Genomic DNA, 20,079 nt, shown 5'->3' on the forward strand with positions numbered 1-20,079 from the left:
GGGGCACCCACATCCCCACGCAACACCCCCACCACCGACCAACCGGTATACGGGCGCAACGCCTCATCACACTCATCCAACGCCCGGCGAAACACACCGAACGCCTCATACAACCCCAACCCCATACCCGGCTGCTGCGACCCCTGACCAGGAAAAACAAACACCGTCCTCCCCACACCCCGCGCAGACAACCCACACACCACACCCGGATGAGAAAGCCCCCCGGCAACAGCCCCCAAAGCCTGCTCCACACCACCGGATTCCGGACCCACGATCACGGCCCGGTGCGCGAAATGCGTCCGCCCCCTGGCCAGACCATGAGCCACCGCCACCGCATCCACACCCGGACGACCAGCCAGATAACCCCCCAACCGCTCCGCCTGCGCCCGCAACGCCTCCTCGCTCCGCCCCGAAAGCGGCCACACCACCAACGACGACCCACCATCACCGTCGACGACCGGCGGCTCCTCCGCAACGGCCGGCGGCTCCTCAAGGATCAGATGAGCGTTCGTACCGCTGATACCGAACGACGACACACCCGCACGCCTGACCCGGTCGCCCCCCGGCCACCCCCGCGACTCGGCCAGCAGCGACACCGCCCCACCAGACCAGTCCACATGCGGACTCGGCTCGTCCACATGCAACGACCTCGGCAACACCCCCCGCTCCATCGCCGCGACCATCTTGATCACACCGCCCACGCCGGCGGCGGCCATGGTGTGGCCGATGTTGGATTTCAGTGAGCCCAGCCACAACGGCCGATCGGCCGGCCGGTCCTGCCCATAGGTGGCGATGATCGCCTGCGCCTCGATCGGATCACCCAGCGTGGTCCCGGTGCCATGAGCCTCGACGACATCGACATCAGCCGCGGCGATCCCCGCATTGGCCAGAGCCGCACGAATCACACGCTGCTGCGACGGACCATGCGGAGCCGTCAGACCATTCGACGCCCCGTCCTGGTTGACCGCTGTCCCCCGGATCACCGCCAGCACCCGGTGACCCAGACGACGGGCGTCGGACACCCGCTCCAGCAACAGCATCCCGGCGCCCTCGCCCCAGCCGGTCCCATCGGCCGCCGCGGCGAACGCCTTGCACCGTCCATCGGACGCCAGCCCCCGCTGCCGCGAGAACTCCACGTACATGCCGGGGGTCGCCATGACCGTGACACCGCCGGCCAGCGCCAGCGCGCACTCACCCCGGCGCAACGCCTGAACGGCCAGATGGATCGCCACCAGCGAGGACGAACACGCCGTGTCCACCGTGATCGCCGGACCCTCCAAACCCAGCACATAGGAGATACGCCCGGACGCCACGCTCAACGTGCTCCCGGTCAGCAGGTAGCCGTCGTGACCCGCGGCCGGTTCGTGCAGGCGGGGGCCGTACTCGGAGGTCAGAGCTCCGACGAACACGCCCGTCGCGGTGCCGCGCAAGCCGGCCGGGTCGAGGCCCGCGTGTTCGAGCGTCTCCCAGGCGACCTCCAGCGCCACCCGCTGCTGGGGATCCATCCCCAGCGCCTCACGCGGCGAGATGCCGAAGAACTCCGCGTCGAACCCGTCCGCGTCGTGCAGGAACCCGCCTTCCCGCGCGTACGTGGTTCCGGCGTGGTCAGGGTCCGGATGGAACAACCCGTCGAGGTCCCACCCCCGGTTGACGGGGAACGCCCCGATCGCGTCCACCCCGTCCGCGACCAACCGCCCCAGATCCCGCGCCGAGCGCACCCCGCCCGGATAGCGGCAGCCGATGCCCACGATGGCGATCGGTTCGCGTGCCTGGTCGGCCGAACGCTGGTTGGCCTGCTTCAGCGACTGGATCTCTTTCAGAGAGCGACGCAGCGCCTCTACGAGCTCTTGGTCGGATGCCTTCATCTCAACTCTCCGATCCACTTGGCGGCGAGGAGTACTCGCGGGCCAGCTCTAGAAGGGCGCGGGGGTCCATGGTGTCGATGTCGTCGGTACTCGGAGTCCGCACGGTGTCGGGCGCCGGTGAACCGTCGGCGAGGGCGAGCAACTGCTCCAGCAGTCCGGTTTCACGTAGCTTCCGCAGCGGAATGGCGGCGAGCTTGGCGCGTACGGCGCTCTCCTCCCTGTCGGCCTCCGCGGCGGGCCCGGGGACCGTGGCGTTCAGGTGGAGCGCGACCGCTTCCGGAGTCGGGTGGTCGAAGATGAGGCTTGAGGGGAGGCGCAGGCCGGTCGCCGTGTTGAGGCGGTTGCGAAGTTCGACCGCGGACAGGGAGTCGAAGCCGATCTCCTTGAACGCGCGGCGGACGTCGACGCCGCCGGGGTCGGCGTGCCCGAGGGTCGCGGCCACGTGACCGCGAACCAGGTCGAGCAACAGGCCGTGCCTGGCCTCGCCGGTCAGCCCGGCGAGCCGCTCGGCGAACGAGGCGGTGCCTGCGGGAGCGGCGGCACCGGCGGTGCGCCGGGCCGGTGCGCGGACCAGCCCCCGCAGCAGCGGCGGCACGGTCCCTTCACGGACCGCGGCGGCCAGCGCCGCCCCGTCGAACTCCGTGAGCAGCAGGAACGGATCGCCGGTCGACAACGCCCCGTCGAACAGGGCGAGACCGGACTCGGTGGTGAGGGGTCTGAGGCCCGAACGGGACATCCGCCGCAGGTCGGTGGTGGTGAGGCTCCCGGTCATGCCGCTGCCCTCTTCCCACAGTCCCCAGGCGAGGGAGAGGGCGGGCAGGCCCCGCACGTGGCGGTGATGCGCCAGGGCGTCGAGGTAGGCGTTGGCGGCCGCGTAGTTGGCCTGCCCGGGACCGCCCAGCGTGCCGAGGACCGAGGAGAACATGACGAACGCGGCCAGGTCCTGATCGCGGGTGAGCTCGTGCAGGTTCCAGGCCGCCTGGGCCTTCGGACGCCACACCTCCTGGAACCGCTCCGGTGTCAGGGAGCCGATGACGCCGTCGCGCAACACGCCCGCGGCGTGGATCACCATGGTCAGCTCGCGTCCCTTGAGCAGACCGGCCAGAGCGTCGCGGTCGCCGGTGTCGCATGCGGCGATCTCCACCCGCGCGCCGAGTTCGGCGAGTTCCGCCGCCAGTTCCACGGCCCCTTCCGCGTCCGGTCCGCGCCGGCTGGTCAGCAGGAGACTGCGGGCGCCATACCGGCGGACGAGGTGCCGGGCCACGAACGAGCCCAGCGTCCCGGTTCCACCGGTGATCAGAACCGTGCCCTCGGGGTCGAACGGCGCGGGCACCGTGAGCACGATCTTCCCGACATGACGGGCCTGACTCATGAACCGGAAGGCCCGCGGAGCCTGCCGGATGTCCCAGCAGGTCACCGGCAACGGCTGGAGCACTCCCCGCTCGAACAGCCGCGCCAGCTCCACGAACATCCGCTGAACACGGTCGGGCTCCAGCAGCAACAGGTCGAACGCCTGGTAGGCGACGCCCGGATGGGTCTTGGCGATCTCATCGGGGTCGCGGAGGTCGGTCTTGCCCATCTCGATGAAACGGCCGCCACGGGGCAGCAGATCCAGGGAGGCGTCGACGAACTCCCGGGCCAGCGAGTTCAGCACCACATCCATACCGCGCCCCCCGGTGGCCCCCAGGAAACGCCGGCCGAAGGCCGGGTCCCGGGTGGAGGCGATCCGCCCGTCGTCCACCCCGAGGCCGCGCAGGGTGTCCCACTTGCCCTCACTCGCGGTCGCGTAGACCTCCGCGCCCAGATGCCGGGCGAGCTGGATCGCCGCCATGCCCACACCACCGGCCCCGGCGTGAACCAGGAGCGATTCCCCCTGCCTCAGTCCGGCCAGGTCCACAAGCGCGTGGAACGCGGTCAGGAACACGACCGGTACCCCGGCCGCCTGCGCGAACGACCAGTCTGCGGGAATCGGGGCGACCAGGCGGTGATCCGTCACCGTCACCGGTCCTGCGCCGTTCGGGAACAGCCCCATCACCCGGTCGCCCGGCCGCACTCCCGCGACCTCCGCGCCGACCTCGACGACGACTCCGGCGCCCTCCCTGAGCACCCTGCGGTCGGCCAGCATGCCCAGCGTGATGAGTACGTCCCGGAAGTTCAGCCCGGCCGCCCGCAGCGCGACACGTACCTGCCCGGGTTCCAGCCCACCGGTCAGCTCCGGGGCGTCGACCAGCGCCAGGGCGTCCAGACCGCCCTGGTCGGTCACCTCCAGCCGCCAGCCGCTCAGCCCCGGCGGCACCAGCGCGGCCTGGTGAACGGGATAAGGGACCACCCGTGCCGCCAGCAGCCGCCCCTCACGAACCGCGAGCTGAGACTCGCCTCCCGCCAACGCGGTCCTGATCGCACCCGGCAGCGCGTCCTTGGACGTCTGGCGGGCGTCGACGTCGAGCAACACCAGCCGCTGCGGATTCTCGGTCTGCGCGGTACGGACCAGCCCCCACACGGCGGCCGACACGTCGCTGACGCTCTCGCCGTCGAGCGCCGCGACCGCATCGCGTGTCAGCACCACCAGCCGCGACGTGCCGAACCGCTCGTCGGCGAGCCAGCTCCGCACCAGGCTCAGCACGTCCTCGGCGCGGCCGGCGGCCGCGGAGGCGCTCTCCCAGTTCTCGTCCGCGTCCACCACGGCGACCACCACGGCAGGCCCTGTGGGGGCCGGCTGATCGTCGAGCCACGCGCGTAGCTGATCCAGATCGGCGAACCGCCGGCCGGGCGGAAGGCCGGGAAGCGGCTCCGTCCCCTGGCGGTCCTGCTCGTCGGCGCCGACCCGTACGACCGCCCAGGTCGAGGCGGGGTCCGAGGAGGAGTCCGCCGGCGTCTCGACCGCGTCGATCGGGGTCCACGAGAGAAGGTGCGTCCCTGCGTCACGACCCTCACCGGCGACGGGACGGTCGAGCAGGGCCAGCTGCTCCGCGCTCACCGGCCGGAGCGTGAGCTCCTCCACCAGCGCGACCGGCGCCCCGTCCGAGTCCGCGCAGACCACGCTGACGGCGTCGGCGGACGTAGGGGCCACCCGGACGCGCAACGCCCGCGCCCCTGTGGCGAACAGGCGCACCCCACTCCAGGAGAACGGCAGACGCACCGCACTGTCACCGGCACCGGCAGACGCACCCGCTATGAGGATGGCGTGCAGGGCCGCGTCCAGCGCCGCCGGGTGGATTCCATAGCCGTCGCAGTCCACCGGCTCCGGCAGGCGCACCTCGGCGAAGAGCTCCTCGCCACGCCGCCAGACCGCGTGCGCCCCCTGGAAGGCCGGCCCGTACTCGTATCCCCGCTCGGCCAGCCGCTCGTACACCCCGTCGAGGGCCATCGCCTCAGCACCCGCCGGCGGCCACACCTCCAGGTGCTCCTCCTCACCGGCGCTCAGAGGCGCCAGCACGCCGGAGGCGTTCCTCGTCCACCGGTCCCCGTCCGCCGCGGCCCCGCCCCGGCGGGAATGGATCGTGAACGAGCGCCGCCCCTCGTCGCCGGGTCCGGCGATGACGAGCTGGACGGACACCTGCCCGCCCTCATCCGGCACCGCCAGCGGAGCCTCCAGTGTCAGCTCCTCGATCCCGTCGCAGTTCAGACGTTCCGCCGCGTGCAGCGCCAGTTCCGCGAACGCCGCGCCCGGCAGCAGGACGCGGCCCAGCACCGCGTGATCGGCCAGCCACGGGTGCGCGCTTCGCGACAACGAGCCCGTGAGGATGACACCCGCGCCGTCGGCCACCTCCACCGCCACGCCGAGCAACGGGTGATCCGCCGCGTCCACCCCTGCCCGCGTCACGTCGCCCGCGCCGAGGGTGGAAGCCAGCCAGTAGGACCGGCGCTGGAACGCGTACGTGGGCAGGGCCAGGCGGCGTCCGGCTCCGAGGACCGGCGACCAGTCGACCGGCGCGCCGCTGACCCAGGCGTCGGCGAGCGAGGCGCGAAAGCGCGCGGGACCGCCCTCCTGGCGGCGCAGCGACCCGATGACCGCGACGGTGGCGCCCGCGTCGGCCGCCGTGTCCTCGATCGCGCCGGTCAGCACCGGATGCGGGCTGACCTCGACGAAACGGTCGTGTCCCTGCTGGATCAGGGTGCGGATCGTACGTTCGAACTCGACACCATGGCGCAGGTTGCGGTACCAGTAGCCCGCGTCCAGCTCGGCGGTGTCCTGCGCCTCCCCAGTGACGGTGGAGTAGAACGGGATCCGCCCCGCCCGTGGCGCGGTCGCGGCGAGCGCTTCGAGGATCGGCTCACGAAGGGCTTCCACATGCGGGCAGTGAGAGGCGTAGTCCACCGCGACCCTCCGGGCCTGCGCCCCCCTGGCACGGTAGACCGCCATGATCTCCTCGACCGCGTCCGCGTCCCCCGACACCACGGTGGCGGCCGGGCCGTTGACGGTGGCCACAGAAAGACGCCCCGGCCAACCGGCCAGTTCCTCGCGGACCTGATCAGCCGGCACACCCAGGAACGCCATGCCGCCGGTGCCGGCGAGGGCGGTCAGTGCCTGGCTGCGCAGAGCGACGACGCGCGCGGCGTCCGCCAAGGACAGGGCTCCCGCGACATACGCCGCGGCGATCTCCCCCTGGGAATGACCGACGACGGCGTCCGGGCGAACGCCGTGGGCCTCCCATTCGCGGGCCAGGGACACCATGACGGCGAACAGTGCGGGCTGCACGACGTCCACACGGGCCAGAGCGGCGGCATCGTGGAGCACCTCACGCAGGTCCCACTGAACGTACGGGGCCAGGGCATCGGCGCACTCGGCGAGCGCGTCGGCGAAGACCGGTGAGTGTTCGGCCAGCTCGACGGCCATTCCCGCCCACTGGGATCCCTGCCCGGGAAAGACGAACACCGTCTTGCCGTGCGCGGGCACGCCCTGCGCGACGTCGGGGGCCGCGGTTCCCTCGGCCAGCGCGGTCAGGCCATGGAGGAAGTCCGCACGCTCGCTTCCCATCACCGCCGCACGATGCTCGAACACGGCGCGGGTGGTGGCCAGGCTGTGGGCCACGTCGACCGGCCGCAGCTCGGGGTCGGCCCGGACGAACTCCGCCAGTCGAGCGGCCTGCGCACGCGGCGCGCCCTCGGACCTTCCCGACAGGAGCCACGGCACCACGCGACGCTCTTCCGTGCCCGCGTCGGTGGGTTCTGCCGTCGCGGGTCCTTCAGCCGGCGGCGCCTCCTCCAGGATGAGGTGCGCGTTCGTGCCGCTGATCCCGAAGGACGACACAGCCGCCCGCCGCGGCCGCCCGTACGGGTGCCAGGGCCGCGGTTCGGTGAGCAGCGACACCGCCCCACCGGCCCAGTCGACGTGCGGGCTGGGCTCGTCGATGTGCAGGGTCTTGGGCAGGAGGCGATGCTCCATCGCCATGACCAGCTTGATCACACCGCCGACCCCGGCCGCGGCCTGAGTGTGACCGATGTTGGACTTCACCGACCCCAGCCACAGTGGCTGATCGGCCGGCCGGTTCTGCCCATAGGTGGCGATGATGGCCTGGGCTTCGATCGGGTCGCCCACGGTGGTGCCGGTGCCGTGGGCCTCCACCGCGTCCACGTCGCCTTCGGTGAGCCCGGCGGCCGTCAGCGCCTGCCTGATCACACGCTGCTGTGACAGCCCGTTCGGCGCGGTCAGACCGTTGCTCGCGCCGTCCTGGTTCACCGCGGATCCCCGGACCACCGCGAGCACCTGGTGACCCAGACGCCGGGCGTCGGACAGGCGCTCCATGAGTACGAGGGCGACGCCCTCCCCCCAGGCGGTGCCGTCGGCTTGGGCGGCGAAGGGCTTGCACCGGCCGTCGTGGGACAGCCCCCGCTGCATGCTGAACTCGACGAACAATCCGGGGCTGGACAGGACGGCGGCGCCACCGGCCAGTGCCATCGCGCATTCGCCCTGACGCAGGGCCTGGGAGGCCAGGTGCATGGCGACCAGGGAGGAGGAGCAGGCGGTGTCGACCGTGATGCTCGGGCCTTCGAAGGCGAAGGTGTGCGCGATCCGCCCGGACGCGACGCTGGGTGAGTTCCCGGTCAGCAGGTAGCCGTTGTGGCCCCCCGCCGGCTCGTACAGGCGCGGGCCGTACTCCTGGGCTCCGGCGCCGACGAACACCCCGACGGGTTCGCCGCGCAGCGTTGCCGGATCGATGCCGGACCGTTCGAACGCCTCCCAGGCGACCTCCAGCAGCAGCCGCTGCTGGGGATCCATCGCGGCGGCCTCCCGAGGGCCGATCCCGAAGAAGCCGGCGTCGAAGGCGGCGGCGTCGAGGAAGCCCCCTCGCCGGACATAGGTCCGGCCCGGCACTCCCGGCCGCGGGTCGTACAGCCTGCCCAGGTCCCACCCTCGATCGCCCGGGAACGGTCCCGTCGCGTCGACCTCGTCCGCCACCAGCCGCCACAGGTCCTCCGGTGACCCGACACCGCCCGGATAACGGCAGGCCATTCCGATGATCGCGATCGGTTCGCCGGCCCTGGCCTCCGCGTCCTGCTCTCGCGGCGCTCCCGTGCGGCCGTCGCCCCCCACCGCGTCACCGAGGTGGCGGGCGAGCGCTTCGGGGGTGGGATGGGCGTAGACGAGCGTGGCATCGCGTCGCAGCCCGGCCGCGTCGGTCAGCCGGTTGCCGAGCTCGACCGCCATGAGCGAGTCGAACCCCAGGTTCTTGAACGTCTGCCCGGGCTCGACGGCGTCAGGGCCGGCATGACCCATGACCGCCGCGGCGTGTGCCCGCACGAACTCCAGCAGGATCCGAGGCCGCTCCTCCGTGCCCGCCGCGGTCAGCCGGCCGGAGAGCGACGAGGCCGCCTTACCGGGAACGTCCGGCGTCCGCTCGGCCTGCGGGAGCTCGCCGGCTCCGTCCCCCGCGACCACGGCGCGGGCGGGCCGGGCCGTCGCGCCGGGCCAGTACGACCGGCGCTGGAAGGCGTAGGTCGGCAGGCCGACCCGCCGGCCGGCGGTGAGCGTGGTGGTCCAGTCGACCGGTGCGCCGCTGACGTGAGCGTGGGCGAGTGAGGTCGTGAAGCGGGCGGGGCCGCCGTCGTCCCGGCGAAGTGAGTCGATGACGGCGACGGGGGAGCCCGCGTCGGCGGCCGTGTGCGTGATCGCGCTGGTCAGTACGGGGTGCGGGCTGATCTCGATGAAGCGCTGATATCCCGCCGCGAGCAGGCCGCGGACCGCGCGTTCGAAGTCGACCGGCCGGCGAAGGTTCCGGTACCAGTAGGCGGCGTCGAGCCCGGCGGTGTCCATGATCTCGCCGGTGACGGTCGAGCAGAAAGGGACCCGTCCGGCAGACGGCTGGATCGAACCGAGCCCGTCGAGGATCGGCTCACGTAGCACCTCCACATGCGCGCAGTGGGAGGCGTAGTCGACCGCGACCACCCGCGCGTGGACTCCCCTGGCTTGCAGGTCGGCCACCGTCTCGGCGACGGCGTCCGCGTCTCCGGACACGACGGTCGCGGCGGGGCCGTTGACCGCTGCGACGGCCAGGCGCCCGCCCCGACCGGCCAGTTCGGCGCGGACCTCGTCGGCGGGGAGCCCCAGGAAGGCCATCCCGCCCGTACCCGCCAGGCGGGTGAGGGCCTGGCTGCGCAGGGCCACGATCCGGGCGGCGTCCGCCAGGCTCACCGCACCGGCGACGCAGGCCGCGGCGATCTCACCCTGGGAATGCCCGACCACGGCATCGGGGCGCACCCCGTGCGCCTCCCAGTGCCGCGCGAGGGAGACCATCACCGCGAACAGAGCCGGCTGCACGACCTCGACGGACTGGAGAGCGGCGGGGTCACGGAGCACCTCGCCGAGGTTCCAGCGCACATGCGGAACCAGGGCCTCGGCGCACTCGTCGAGCGCCCCGGCGAACACAGCGGAGGCTTCGGAGAGCTCGACGGCCATGCCGGCCCACTGGGACCCCTGGCCGGGGAAGACGAACACGGTCTTGCCGGGCACGGCCGTGCCCCGCACGAGGTTGGGCGTCGCGGCGTCACCGGCCAGTGCGGTCAGGCCCTGGAGGAGGTCGCCGCGCTCGCTCCCCAGTACCACCGCCCGGTGCTCGAAGGTGGTGCGCGTGGTCGCGAGGCTGTGGCCCACGTCCACCGGACGCAGCCCGGGATCGGCCTCGACGCGCTCCGCCAACCGGGCGGCCTGCGCGGCCAGCGCCGCCTCCGACCGGCCGGAAATCACCCAGGGCACCACCCCGGGCCCGCCACGGTCCTCCACGGGGCCGGCCGAGGAGGGCTCGGCGACCGGCGGTGCCTCCTCCATGATCACGTGAGCGTTGGTGCCGCCCATCCCGAACGAGCTGACGCCGGCGATCAGGGGCTGATCCGGACAGGGCCAGGGGCCCGAAGCCGTCCGCACGCGCAGGTTCAGCTCGTCGAGCGGGATGGCCGGAGAAGGCGATTCGAAGTTCAGACTCGCCGGCAGGGTCCGCGCCTTGATGCTCAGGGCGACCTTGAGCAGGCCCACGATGCCGGCGGCCGCCTCCAGATGACCGACATTGGTCTTGACGGACCCGACGACCAGCGGGCTGTCCGCTGGGCGGCAGGCGCCTACCGCCGAACCGAGGGCGGCGGCCTCGATCGGATCGCCGAGCCTGGTACCGGTGCCGTGCAACTCCACGTACTGCACCCGCGCGGGCGAGACACCGGCCCGCGCGCACGCTCGCCGCACCACGTCCGACTGGGCGTCGGCGTCGGGCACGGTCAACCCGTCGGTGGCGCCGTCGTTGTTCACCGCGTTGCCCCGGATCACGCAGTAGATCCGGTCCTGATCCGCCAGCGCGCGGGCCAGCGGCTTGAGCACGACGACGCCCCCGCCCTCGCCGCGTACGAACCCGTTCGCACGGGCGTCGAAGGTGAAGCTACGGCCGTCCGGGGACAGCCCGCCGAACCTCGCCGCGGCCAGGGTGCCCTCCGCCAGGATGCCGAGGTTCACCCCGCCCGCCAGCGCGAGGGCCGACTCCCCGCTCCGCAGGCTCTCGACCGCCAGATGGACGGCGACCAGGGACGAGGCCTGCGCGGCGTCCACCGTCAGGCTGGGACCCCGCAACCCAAGGGTGTAGGACACGCGGTTGGCGATGATGCCCCGGTTCAGACCCGTCAGGGTGTGCTGGGCGATGGCGGCGGTTCCCTGGCGATCCAGCAACCGGGCGTACTCGTCTCCCATCGCCCCGATGAACACCGCCGTCCGGCTGCCCGCCAGGGACGCGGGGAGGATGCCCCCGTCTTCGAGCGCCTCCCACGCCAGTTCCAGCGTCAACCGCTGCTGGGGATCCATGGCGACGGCCTCACGGGGCGAGATCCCGAAGAAGCCCGGGTCGAACTCGTCGACCCCGTCGAGGAATCCACCGCGCCGGAAGCCCGCGAGATCCGGAGAGGCGTCATCGCCCGGATCGACGTCCCAGCGGCCCTCGGGTACGGGCGTCAGCGCGTCCACACCATCCCGGAGCAACCGCCAGAACGCCTCAGGATTCGGCGCCTTGGGAAGTCGGCAGGACACTCCGACAATCGCGATCCGATCGTCGGAACTGCTCATTGGATTGTGTGCCGTCTCGTCGGCGCGCACAGGAGATGTCCTTCCGCGTGGTAGGCAGGCGTGCCGGCCCGGGACGCGTCACATGCGTGGCCGCAGGAGACGTCATCCAGGGATCGCGCGCCTGGAGTCCGGCCACGTGAAGGGCCAGAGACAGCGGCGTCTCGGTTGGAGAACGGAAACGCCGCCACAGGAGTGGAGAAGTCGCTCGGCGTCCGTCCCGCCGCGTCAGCGGGAAGGAGCGGATCGGCGACAGCCGGTGGAGGCGGTCACGGGTGGACCGGCCTCCCGGCGGAGGGGTGGTACGGGGTCCCGTCCCCCGCGGCCTCCGCGAGGCAGGAGATGGTCGCCCTCATCGGCGTACCGCGATGCGATCAGGGTGTCTGTCGCGCTGTTCGACGGCACTTCGGTCCAGTGATTCGTGATGTACGCCAGGGATGCTTCCCGCGCGTCATGCCCGATTGTCCAGGAAGCCGGAATTCCTGCCGGCGACACTGGCGATAGGTGACCTTCTTCGCCGGACGGCACTTCGTCGCGGCCGTCAGGCCCTTCTACCGCATTCGTCATCGTAAAGCGTCCATCTGATCACCCGCATATCGTGTGCACCGCAACCCCAGACCTCGCATGACAGGCGATCGGCCGTCGCCGGCACGCCGAGGACGACCGCTCTTTCGATGTCCACGACAACCGCTGCCGGATTCGACGTCCGTCATCATAGACGGGCGACATGTGACACTGTCAAGATGGGTTCACGGCATCCCGGATTCCGGTCCTCCCCAGGCGGCCGGAATCACCGGGGAACGCGGATTTCCATCCCGCCTGCCAGCGGTGGACGCCGTCCCTGCGATCGGTGCGTGGCCCTCGAACCGCCCGATCGCGCCCCGGTTCTTCCGAGGCGGTGACGACGGCGGCCCGGCCCCCGAATCCCTTCCCGCGACGCACCTGACGGAATGACCCGATCCGGCCCCGTGGCGACCGCCCGGCATCTGGTGAGCGGTCATGGCCGTCTGTCAATGCGGCCTTCGCGCGTCGGCCCAGAGGGCGAACTCCCGGCTCGGACACCGGCACCGACCGGTGCGCCCAATCGGCCCCTTAAGCCGATACCAAGCGCGGACAAGTGAATTCTAAGCGTGCTATCACACCATGGATCTGGCGAAGAAAGATGCTTTCCCGGCGCGGGATATTCGCCCGGGTCCTGCGTCGCGATTTCGCGGAAAAAAGTGATCGGGAGAAGCGGGAGGTAGCCGGCACGGAATGGTGCGCAGCGATTCCCGTCCGAAATCGAGAATCAATCCGGCCATTCCCAGGACCGTCGTCCGAGCCCTCGGACGACGGGATTCACCGAACGTGCCCGGTCTCGAACGTGCCTGGCACCGCGGCGGACGTGGACCGCCGCGAGGCCCCCTTTCAGAGCACGGCGGGAAGACCCTGCGGCTCACACCACCGGGTAACCGTCACGAGCAGAAACAAAGAGGACCAACGTGAGTGCCCATGAGTTCGACATGCTTTGCCGCGCCGTGGAGGACATGGACGCGGATCGAGCCGACAGCGCCCAGCGCCGGCTCGACAAGCTTCGCGGCCTGATCGACCCCGAGAGGATGGGCGATGACTTCCTCTACCTGCTCTACCACGACGCCTTGGCCCGCAGGCTCGGAACTTGCCAGGACGAACGCGACAATCTGTACCTACGCCGTTTCGAGCGACCGCAGATCGAGTTGTTCGACCTGATGGCGGAACACCTGCCGGTGCTGACTCTGGCCGGTCGCATCGGCGGCGCGCTGCTCGCCGGTCACCTCGCGGGACGGGACACGGCCACCCTGCTGTCGGTGGGCATCGGCTCGGGAGCCCAGGAGGCGGCGGTGCTCACCGCGCTCGCGAAGCGCGGCCAGGCACCCGGGCGGCTGACGGTGATCGGGGTGGACCCCGCGGTGGCCAGCCTCCACCAGGCCGAACGATCCATCCGCGACACCGGTGTCACGCTGGACTTCCATGCCGTGCCCCGCTTCGCCGAGCACATGACCGACGAGGACTGGGACCTGGTGCGCCGGGCGCCACGCCCGCTGGTCATGAACGCCGCGTTCGCGCTGCACCACCTGCGGGACACCGCGTCCGGCGTCGACGAGCGGAACGTGTTCCTGGCGAAACTGCGCGCCGCGGAGCCGGACGTCGTCGTGCTGTGCGAGCCGGACTCCGATCATCACCGGGTGGCGCTGACCGAGCGGTTCCACAACTCCTGGCGGCACTTCCACGCCGTCTTCCGCCTGATAGACGCGCTGGACGTGTCGGACGCCGACCGCAACGCGATGAAGCTGTTCTTCCGGCGCGAGGTGATCGACATCGTGGGCACCACGGACGACGAGGACCGCTACGAACGTCACGAGCGGGCCGAGACATGGCTCGCCCGGCTGCGCGAGGCCGGTTTCCGGCCGATGCCCGCGCCCGCGGAGTCGGTGTCGGAACCGATCCCTCCCGCCTTCATCCGCCAGGACCCGGACAGCGTCCGCATCGGGTTCGACGACGAGCCGATCCTGGCCGTCATCCAGGCGGTGCCGGCGCGCATGTAGGTCAGGTGCCGGGCGGCGGGACCACGACCGTTCCCGTGGCGGTGACCGCGGTGATCGGCACGGCGAGGACCTCGGCGGCCGAGGGTGAGACGGAGGGCGTCGCCCGGCACACCACCCGTGCCTCGAAGGCGAGGGCTCGGCTACGGTTGCCGACGCGCGTCATGGTCGCCGAGACCTCGATGACGTCCCCCGCGTGGATCGGCGCGAGGAACCGCACGTCCGCGTACGAGGCGAAAAGGCCCTCGTCGCCGTCGGTACGGATGCACATCTCGGTGGCCACGTCGCCGAACAGGCCGAGCGCGTACGCCCCGTCGACCAGGTTTCCGCCGTAGTGGGCGTGGGAGTACGGGACGTACCGCCGATGGGTGACGGTGAGCCCGAGGAAGTCTCCTGCCGTGCCGCCGGGCGTGTCACTCATCGGGCTCCCATTCGGGGATCAGGGCGTGGACGATATAGCCGGCGACCTCGGCGGGGGTGGTGCCCTTGCCGAAGATGCGGTCGACGCCGAGGTCTGCGGGGGTCACGGTGTCGAAGCGGGGGCCGCCGACGATGAGGAGCGGGCGGCCCAGTCCCCCGCCGACGGCCGTCGGGTACGCGTCGGTGAAGGCTCCGGCCATCTGCTTGGTGTTGTGGACGTGGGCGCCCTTCTGGGTCACGACCTGGGAGACGAGCACGGCGTCCGCGTTGACCGCCTTGGCGTGGGCGACGAGGGCGTCGACCTCTACTTGTGCTCCGAGGTTGTGCACCTCGATCTCCCGGTAGTACTCAAGCCCCTTCTCTCCGGCGAATCCCTTGACGTTGAGGATGGCGTCGATGCCGACGGTGTGGGCGTCCGTGCCGATGCAGGCGCCGACGACCACGAGCCTGCGCTGGAGCACCGTCTTGATGGCGAGGTTGACCTGCTTCGGTGTCAGGAGCGGGTATTCCCGGCCTTCCGGGACGTCGATACCCGCGTAGTCGATGAGGTGGCCGACCCGGCCGTACACGATGAAGAAGGTGAAGTCGGGTCCCATCGCCTTGGCGTGCACGACGCTGGCCGGGTCGAGTCCCATCCCTCTCGCCAGTTGCGACGCCGCCGCCTCGGCGCGAGGACCGTGCGGCACGGGCAGGGTGAAGGACACCTGGACCATGCCGTCACCCGTGGTGTCGCCATAGGGCCGGATGACCTGCTTGATCGTATCCAGATCCGTCGTCACGCGTTTTCCTCAGTGGTTTCCAGGAGGTGGGTGGCGGGGTTGTAGTAGGCGCCGGACTGCTGGACGACGCCGTCCAGGCCCTTGCCCCGGTCCGGGGGGCGGCGGGTCACGCCGAAGGTGCCCTGGGCGATGGCGGTGAGGAGGGAGGTGTCGCAGACGCGGTCGAGGAGGTCGACGGTCTCGGAGAGGACCTGGCGGGCGCGTTCGACGGTGAGGCCGCCGGCGGCCGGGACGAAGTCCTCGTGCAGGGCGCCGACGGCCCGCCGCACGTAGCGGACGTTCTCCAGGGCGAGGTCGCGGTCGGACAGCCAAGGCGTGTGGATGCCCTCGGTCATCATGCCGATGAGCAGGATGGACTGCCCGGTCAGGACCCCGGCGAGGTTGAAGAAGGCGTCCAGCAGATAACCGGCGAAGATGTTGCCGGTCATGTGCTTGGTGGGCGGCATGTACTTCAGCGGCGCGTCGGGGAACAGCTCCCGTACGAGCAGCGCGTGCGCCAGCTCCAACCTGAACGAATCCGGGATTTCCGGATTTATCTCAAAAGCATGGCCCAGGCCGAGCTGCCAGTCCGCGAGCCCCGCCTCGTGCCCGAACCGCTCGTTGAGAAGCTGGGACGCGATGACCGTGTGCGCCGCGTCCACCGCGTCGGCCGTGGTGAGGTAGTTGTCCTCGCCCGTGTTGATGACGATGCCCGCGCGGGCGTGGACCTGACGGGAGAACCGCTGGTCCACGAAGGTGCGGATCGGGTTGATGTCGCGGAAGATGATCCCGTACATGCAGTCGTTGAGCATCATGTCGAGCCGTTCGAGGCCCGCCAGCGTCGCGATCTCCGGCATGCATAGGCCGCTCGCGTAGTTGGTCAGCCGCACGTACCGGCCCAGCTCGGCCGACACCTCGTCCAGCGCGGCGCGCATCAGGCGGAAGTTCTCCTGGGTGGCGTACGTCCCGGCGTACCCCTGCCTGGTCGCGCCCTCGGGCACGTAGTCCAGCAGCGACTGGCCGGTTGACCTGATCACGGCGATGACGTCGGCGCCCTCGCGCGCCGCCGCCTGGGCCTGTGGGATGTCCTCGTAGATGTCGCCGGTCGCGACGATCAGATAGATCCAGGGCATCTCCGGGTCACCGTGCTTGGCGAGGAGCCGCTGCCGCTCCGCCCGGTTGTGGTCGATGGTGGCGATCCCGCGAGCGACCGCCGCCCGCGCCCGTGTGCGCGCCCGTACGGCTCGCTCTCCGTCCGGGACGGTGAACCTGGCGGCGAGCAGGGACAGCGGGTCGTCGAGCGAGAGGCCGTGCTCGTTCAGCGCGTGGAAGACGGGGAGGGCGACACCGTTTTCCAGCCCGGCCTGCTCGCGCACGGCGTCGGTGATCCGGTTGACCCAGGGAGTGCCGTCGGCGTCGGCGCCGGTGACCCCGGCGAGCCGGAGCACCGCCCGCTCGACCGAGACGGTGGTGTGGGTGCGCGCCAGCTCGATGACCGGCTCGGCCGCGCGGGCCGCCAGCGCCCTGGCCTTCGCGATGACGGCAGGGTCGAGTCCGAGCTTCACGCTTCCTCCAGCCGGTGTTCGAACAGCCTCCTGACACCGGGTTCGGTGCGCAGGAGGTCGAGTGCCAGGGCGGCGTGGCCGGGGACGTACCCGTTGCCGACGAGCATGGTGACGTCGGCCGCCAGCCCCTCCGCCCCGAGGGCGGCGGCGCTGAAGGAGGTGGCCATGGAGAAGAAGACCACCGTGCCGCCGTCGCCGGTGGCGAGGATCGCCCCGCCCTCGCACCCCGGCACGTCCACGCAGACGACCGTCACGTCCGCCGGTCCTCCGGCCCCCCGTACGGCCTCGGAGAGCGCGACGGGGTCGCGGGCGTCGGCGACCACGACGGCGTCCGCCAGCCCGGACTCCTCCAGCAGCGCGGCCTCGGCCGCGTGGGGGACGACCCCGATCAAGCGGGCCGCCCCGGCTCCGCGGGCCGCCGCGAGCGACAGCGAACCGCTCTTGCCCGCCGCGCCGACGACGGCGACCACCGGGCCGGGACGACTCCCGTCACCGTTATGCGGGTGGAGGCGTGAGACGTGCTCACGCACCACGCGGGCGGTGAGTGCCGGTGCGCCGCACACGTCCATGACGGCCAGCGCGAGCGGGACCGGCAGGTCGGCGGGGAGCACGGCGGCGATCGAGCGGGCGAACAGGATCGCGTGGCCCTCGGCGGGCACCTGCTCGGACAGGCCGTCCCAGCCGGCCAGCCGGTCGGTGACCACGAGCGGGGTGAGCGTGAGGGAGACCAGGGTGGCGACCCGGTCACCCGGCTTGAGGCCGAGCGGGGACTCGGGGGTGACCTCGTCCACGACGCCGACCAGCATGCCCCCCGACCCGGTCACCGGGTTGTGCATCTTGCCCCGGTCGCCGATGATCTCGCAGACCTCGGTCCTGACGGCGTCGCCGTCGCCGTCGTGCTTGGAGGAGAGCTGCCGGTAGGAGGCGGCGTCGAGGTTCAGCCGTTCGACGCGGACACGGACCTCGCCGGGGCGCACGTCAGGGGAGGCGTCGAGGCGCAGAGCGGCCTGGGGCAGCACGCCTCGCGGCTCAAGCACGCGGTGCAGGCCGACGGGGGAGATATCGGTCATGGAGCTTGCGCGGCGCTGAGGCCAGTGGAAGGAGCGCGGTCGACGGCGAACGCGGACGCGGTCCAGCCGCCCTCTTCACGGAAAGACAACTCTCGCATCGTTCACCGTCCTCACGAATCTCGTTCCTGACTGGTCACTCAGGCGAACATCTTGTATCAAGCACCCCCGTCCAGGCAATATCTCGGCCATGACAACCTCGACGCTCATCACGGTCGCCCCCACCGGAGCCGAGACGAGCAAGGACGCCGCGCCCGCCCTCCCGGTGACGCTGGAGGAGCTGGTGGCGGCCGCGAAGGCATGCGAGGACGCCGGGGCGGCCGTGGTCCACGTGCACATCCGCGACGACGACGCCCGTCCGACGCTCGACCTGACCCGGCTGAAGGACACGGTGGCCGAGCTGCGCGCCGCGACCTCGCTGGTGATCCAGCTCTCCACCGGCGGCGCGGTGACCGACTCCTACGCCGACCGGCTCAGGGTGCTGGACGCCGGTCCGGACGCGTGCTCGCTGACCTGCGGCACCGTCAACTTCGGCGACGAGGTGTTCCTCAACCCGTGGCCGTTCATGGCCGAGCTGTACCAGGCGACGCAGAGCCTCGGGATCGTCCCGGAGTTCGAGCTGTTCGACCTCGGCCACATCGTCTCGCTGCACCGCCTGCTCGACCGGTACGGCCCGCCCCACGGCGGTCGCGTGCACTGTGACCTGGTCATGGGGGTTCCCGGAGGGTTCGGCGGCGACCTCGCGACGATGGCCGCGGCCGTACGGGCGCTGCCGGAGGGGGCCACCTGGTCGGCGACCGGCGTCGGGCGCGCGTCACTGCCGGTGCTGTTCGGCGCGCTCGCCGGCGGCGGCCACCTGCGCGTCGGCATGGAGGACACGCTGACCTACGCCAAGGGCCGCCCCGTGCGCGACAACGCCGAGCTGGTCGAGCGGGCCGCGCGGGCGGCGTCGCTCGCCCAGCGTCCCCCGATGCCGATCGCGCGGGCCCGCGCCTTCCTCGGCATCGGCTGAAGCCTCAAAGGAGGCACCAGAGACACCGTGGCCGGGAAGAACGGCCGTACGGCCGTAACCCAAGGCTCAGACCGTGCGTGCCGGGCCGAAGGCGTCCAGGATGAACGCGAAGATCTCGGCCTCGTAGGCGAGGTGGGCGTAGCGGCCGGTGGGGCCGCTGTGGGCGCCCTCGTCGACCTCGACGCGGAGCAGGACGGGCGAGTCGCCGGTGGCGCGCAGCTTGGCGACCCACTTGGCCGGCTCGTGGACTAGCACCCGCGGGTCGTGCGCGGCTCCGGTCGCCAGCAACGGCGGGCGCTTCCCCTCGGGGACGTTGTCGTACGGCGAGTAGGCCAGCAGCCAGTCGAAGTCCTCCCGGCGTCGCGGGTCGCCCCATTCCTCCCATTCGTTCACCGTCAGCGGGATCGAGTCGTCCAGCATGGTCGTGACGACGTCCACGAAAGGCACCTCGGCGACGACCGCCGCCCAGCGGTCCGGGCGCAGCGTGTACACGGCCGCCTGCAGGAGCCCCCCGGCCGACCTTCCGCGCGTGGCGATGCGGGAGACCCGGCCGTCGGCGAGCCAGTCGGCGACGTCGATGTAGTCGTGGAAACTGTTGATCTTGTTGCCGTAGCGCCCCTGGAACCACCAGTCGCGGCCCATCTGCCCGCCGCCGCGGATGTGCGCCTCGGCGAACACCACGCCCTCGTCGAGCAGCACGGAAAGGGCGGTCTCGAAGGCGGGATCGTCCGTCGCCTCGTAGGCGCCGTACCCGTGGAGCAGGCACGGGGCCGAGCCGTCCAGCGGCACGCCGGCCCGGCGGGCGATCGTGACAGGGATCGGGACGCCGTCTCGGGCCGGGACCCAGTGCAGCTCGCTGACGTACGCCGACGGGTCGTACCCGGGGATCTCGGCGGTCTTGACCAGCGTGCGCTCGCCGGTGTCCAGGTCGAGCGAGTGCCAGCGCGTCGGCTCGGTGTACGAGCCGGTCTCGATGGTGATCGACCGGGTGTCGTACACCTCGTTGCGCACGTGCGCGATACGGCCGGCGGGCAGCTCGGAGCGCACCTCGTACGGCTCGCCGCCGTCGAGCGGGATGATCCGGAGCAGCGGTTCCCCGCCCCTGCGCAGGCTGAGCACGATGTGGCGGGCGAAGCAGTCGGCCGCGTGGACGCGCTCCGCCGGGTCGGGCTCGCCCAGGGCGGTCCACTCTCCGAGCCGTGGCCGTGCCGAACACCTTGCACTCCCAGGGCTTGAGCACGCCCTTGAGCACCTCACCGCACTGGCACGCCTTCGGGTCGGCCACGCGCCCGCCCG

9 protein-coding genes are annotated in these 20,079 nt (G+C 71.5%); 2 read left to right on the forward strand and 7 right to left on the reverse strand.

Annotation, left to right across the window (positions count from 1 at the left end):
- Both AB0B89_RS24390 and AB0B89_RS24395 read right to left on the reverse strand, forming a co-directional pair.
- Nucleotides 1-1,865 (reverse strand): type I polyketide synthase (locus AB0B89_RS24390; protein WP_358557062.1); only part of this gene is annotated, 1,865 nt, incomplete at its 3' end.
- 1 nt (nt 1,866) lies between these two features.
- Nucleotides 1,867-11,403: a type I polyketide synthase gene (locus tag AB0B89_RS24395; RefSeq protein WP_358557064.1), complete on the reverse strand. Its 9,537-nt coding sequence runs from the start codon at nt 11,401-11,403 to the stop codon at nt 1,867-1,869.
- 1,478 nt (nt 11,404-12,881) lie between these two features.
- Here AB0B89_RS24395 and AB0B89_RS24400 point away from each other — a divergent pair.
- On the forward strand, nt 12,882-13,964 hold the full coding sequence (locus AB0B89_RS24400; RefSeq protein ID WP_358557066.1) for a GRAS family protein: 1,083 nt from the start codon (nt 12,882-12,884) through the stop codon (nt 13,962-13,964).
- A gap of 1 nt (nt 13,965) precedes the next feature.
- On the opposite strand, the gene AB0B89_RS24405 is transcribed toward AB0B89_RS24400, so the two are convergent.
- Genes AB0B89_RS24405 through AB0B89_RS24420 form a run of 4 tightly spaced genes read right to left on the reverse strand, consistent with a single transcriptional unit; the run spans nt 13,966 to nt 17,774 of the window.
- On the reverse strand, nt 13,966-14,382 hold the full coding sequence (locus AB0B89_RS24405) for a hotdog domain-containing protein (protein WP_358557069.1): 417 nt from the start codon (nt 14,380-14,382) through the stop codon (nt 13,966-13,968).
- Nucleotides 14,375-15,160 carry an OAM dimerization domain-containing protein gene (locus AB0B89_RS24410; RefSeq protein WP_358557072.1) on the reverse strand — a complete coding sequence of 262 codons (786 nt, stop codon included), beginning with the start codon at nt 15,158-15,160 and terminating at the stop codon, nt 14,375-14,377. The genes AB0B89_RS24405 and AB0B89_RS24410 overlap by 8 nt, the downstream gene beginning before the upstream one ends.
- The gene (locus AB0B89_RS24415; protein ID WP_358557074.1) at nt 15,157-16,704 is read right to left on the reverse strand and encodes a lysine 5,6-aminomutase subunit alpha; all 1,548 of its coding nucleotides are present in this window, start codon (nt 16,702-16,704) and stop codon (nt 15,157-15,159) included. The genes AB0B89_RS24410 and AB0B89_RS24415 overlap by 4 nt, the downstream gene beginning before the upstream one ends.
- Nucleotides 16,701-17,774 carry an L-erythro-3,5-diaminohexanoate dehydrogenase gene (locus AB0B89_RS24420; RefSeq protein WP_358557077.1) on the reverse strand — a complete coding sequence of 358 codons (1,074 nt, stop codon included), beginning with the start codon at nt 17,772-17,774 and terminating at the stop codon, nt 16,701-16,703. Before AB0B89_RS24420 ends, AB0B89_RS24415 begins: the two co-directional genes overlap by 4 nt.
- Before the next feature lie 187 nt (nt 17,775-17,961).
- Between AB0B89_RS24420 and AB0B89_RS24425 the strand changes: the two genes are divergently transcribed.
- On the forward strand, nt 17,962-18,783 hold the full coding sequence (locus AB0B89_RS24425) for a 3-keto-5-aminohexanoate cleavage protein (RefSeq protein ID WP_358557079.1): 822 nt from the start codon (nt 17,962-17,964) through the stop codon (nt 18,781-18,783).
- A 66-nt stretch (nt 18,784-18,849) separates the two neighbouring features.
- Here the strand turns inward: AB0B89_RS24425 and AB0B89_RS24430 are convergent.
- Nucleotides 18,850-20,079, reverse strand: a 1,230-nt coding sequence (locus AB0B89_RS24430) for a prolyl oligopeptidase family serine peptidase (protein WP_358557082.1), incomplete at its 5' end; no start/stop codon positions are given.

The organism is Sphaerisporangium sp. NPDC049002 (genome assembly GCF_040649355.1).
Lineage (GTDB): Bacteria > Actinomycetota > Actinomycetes > Streptosporangiales > Streptosporangiaceae > Sphaerisporangium.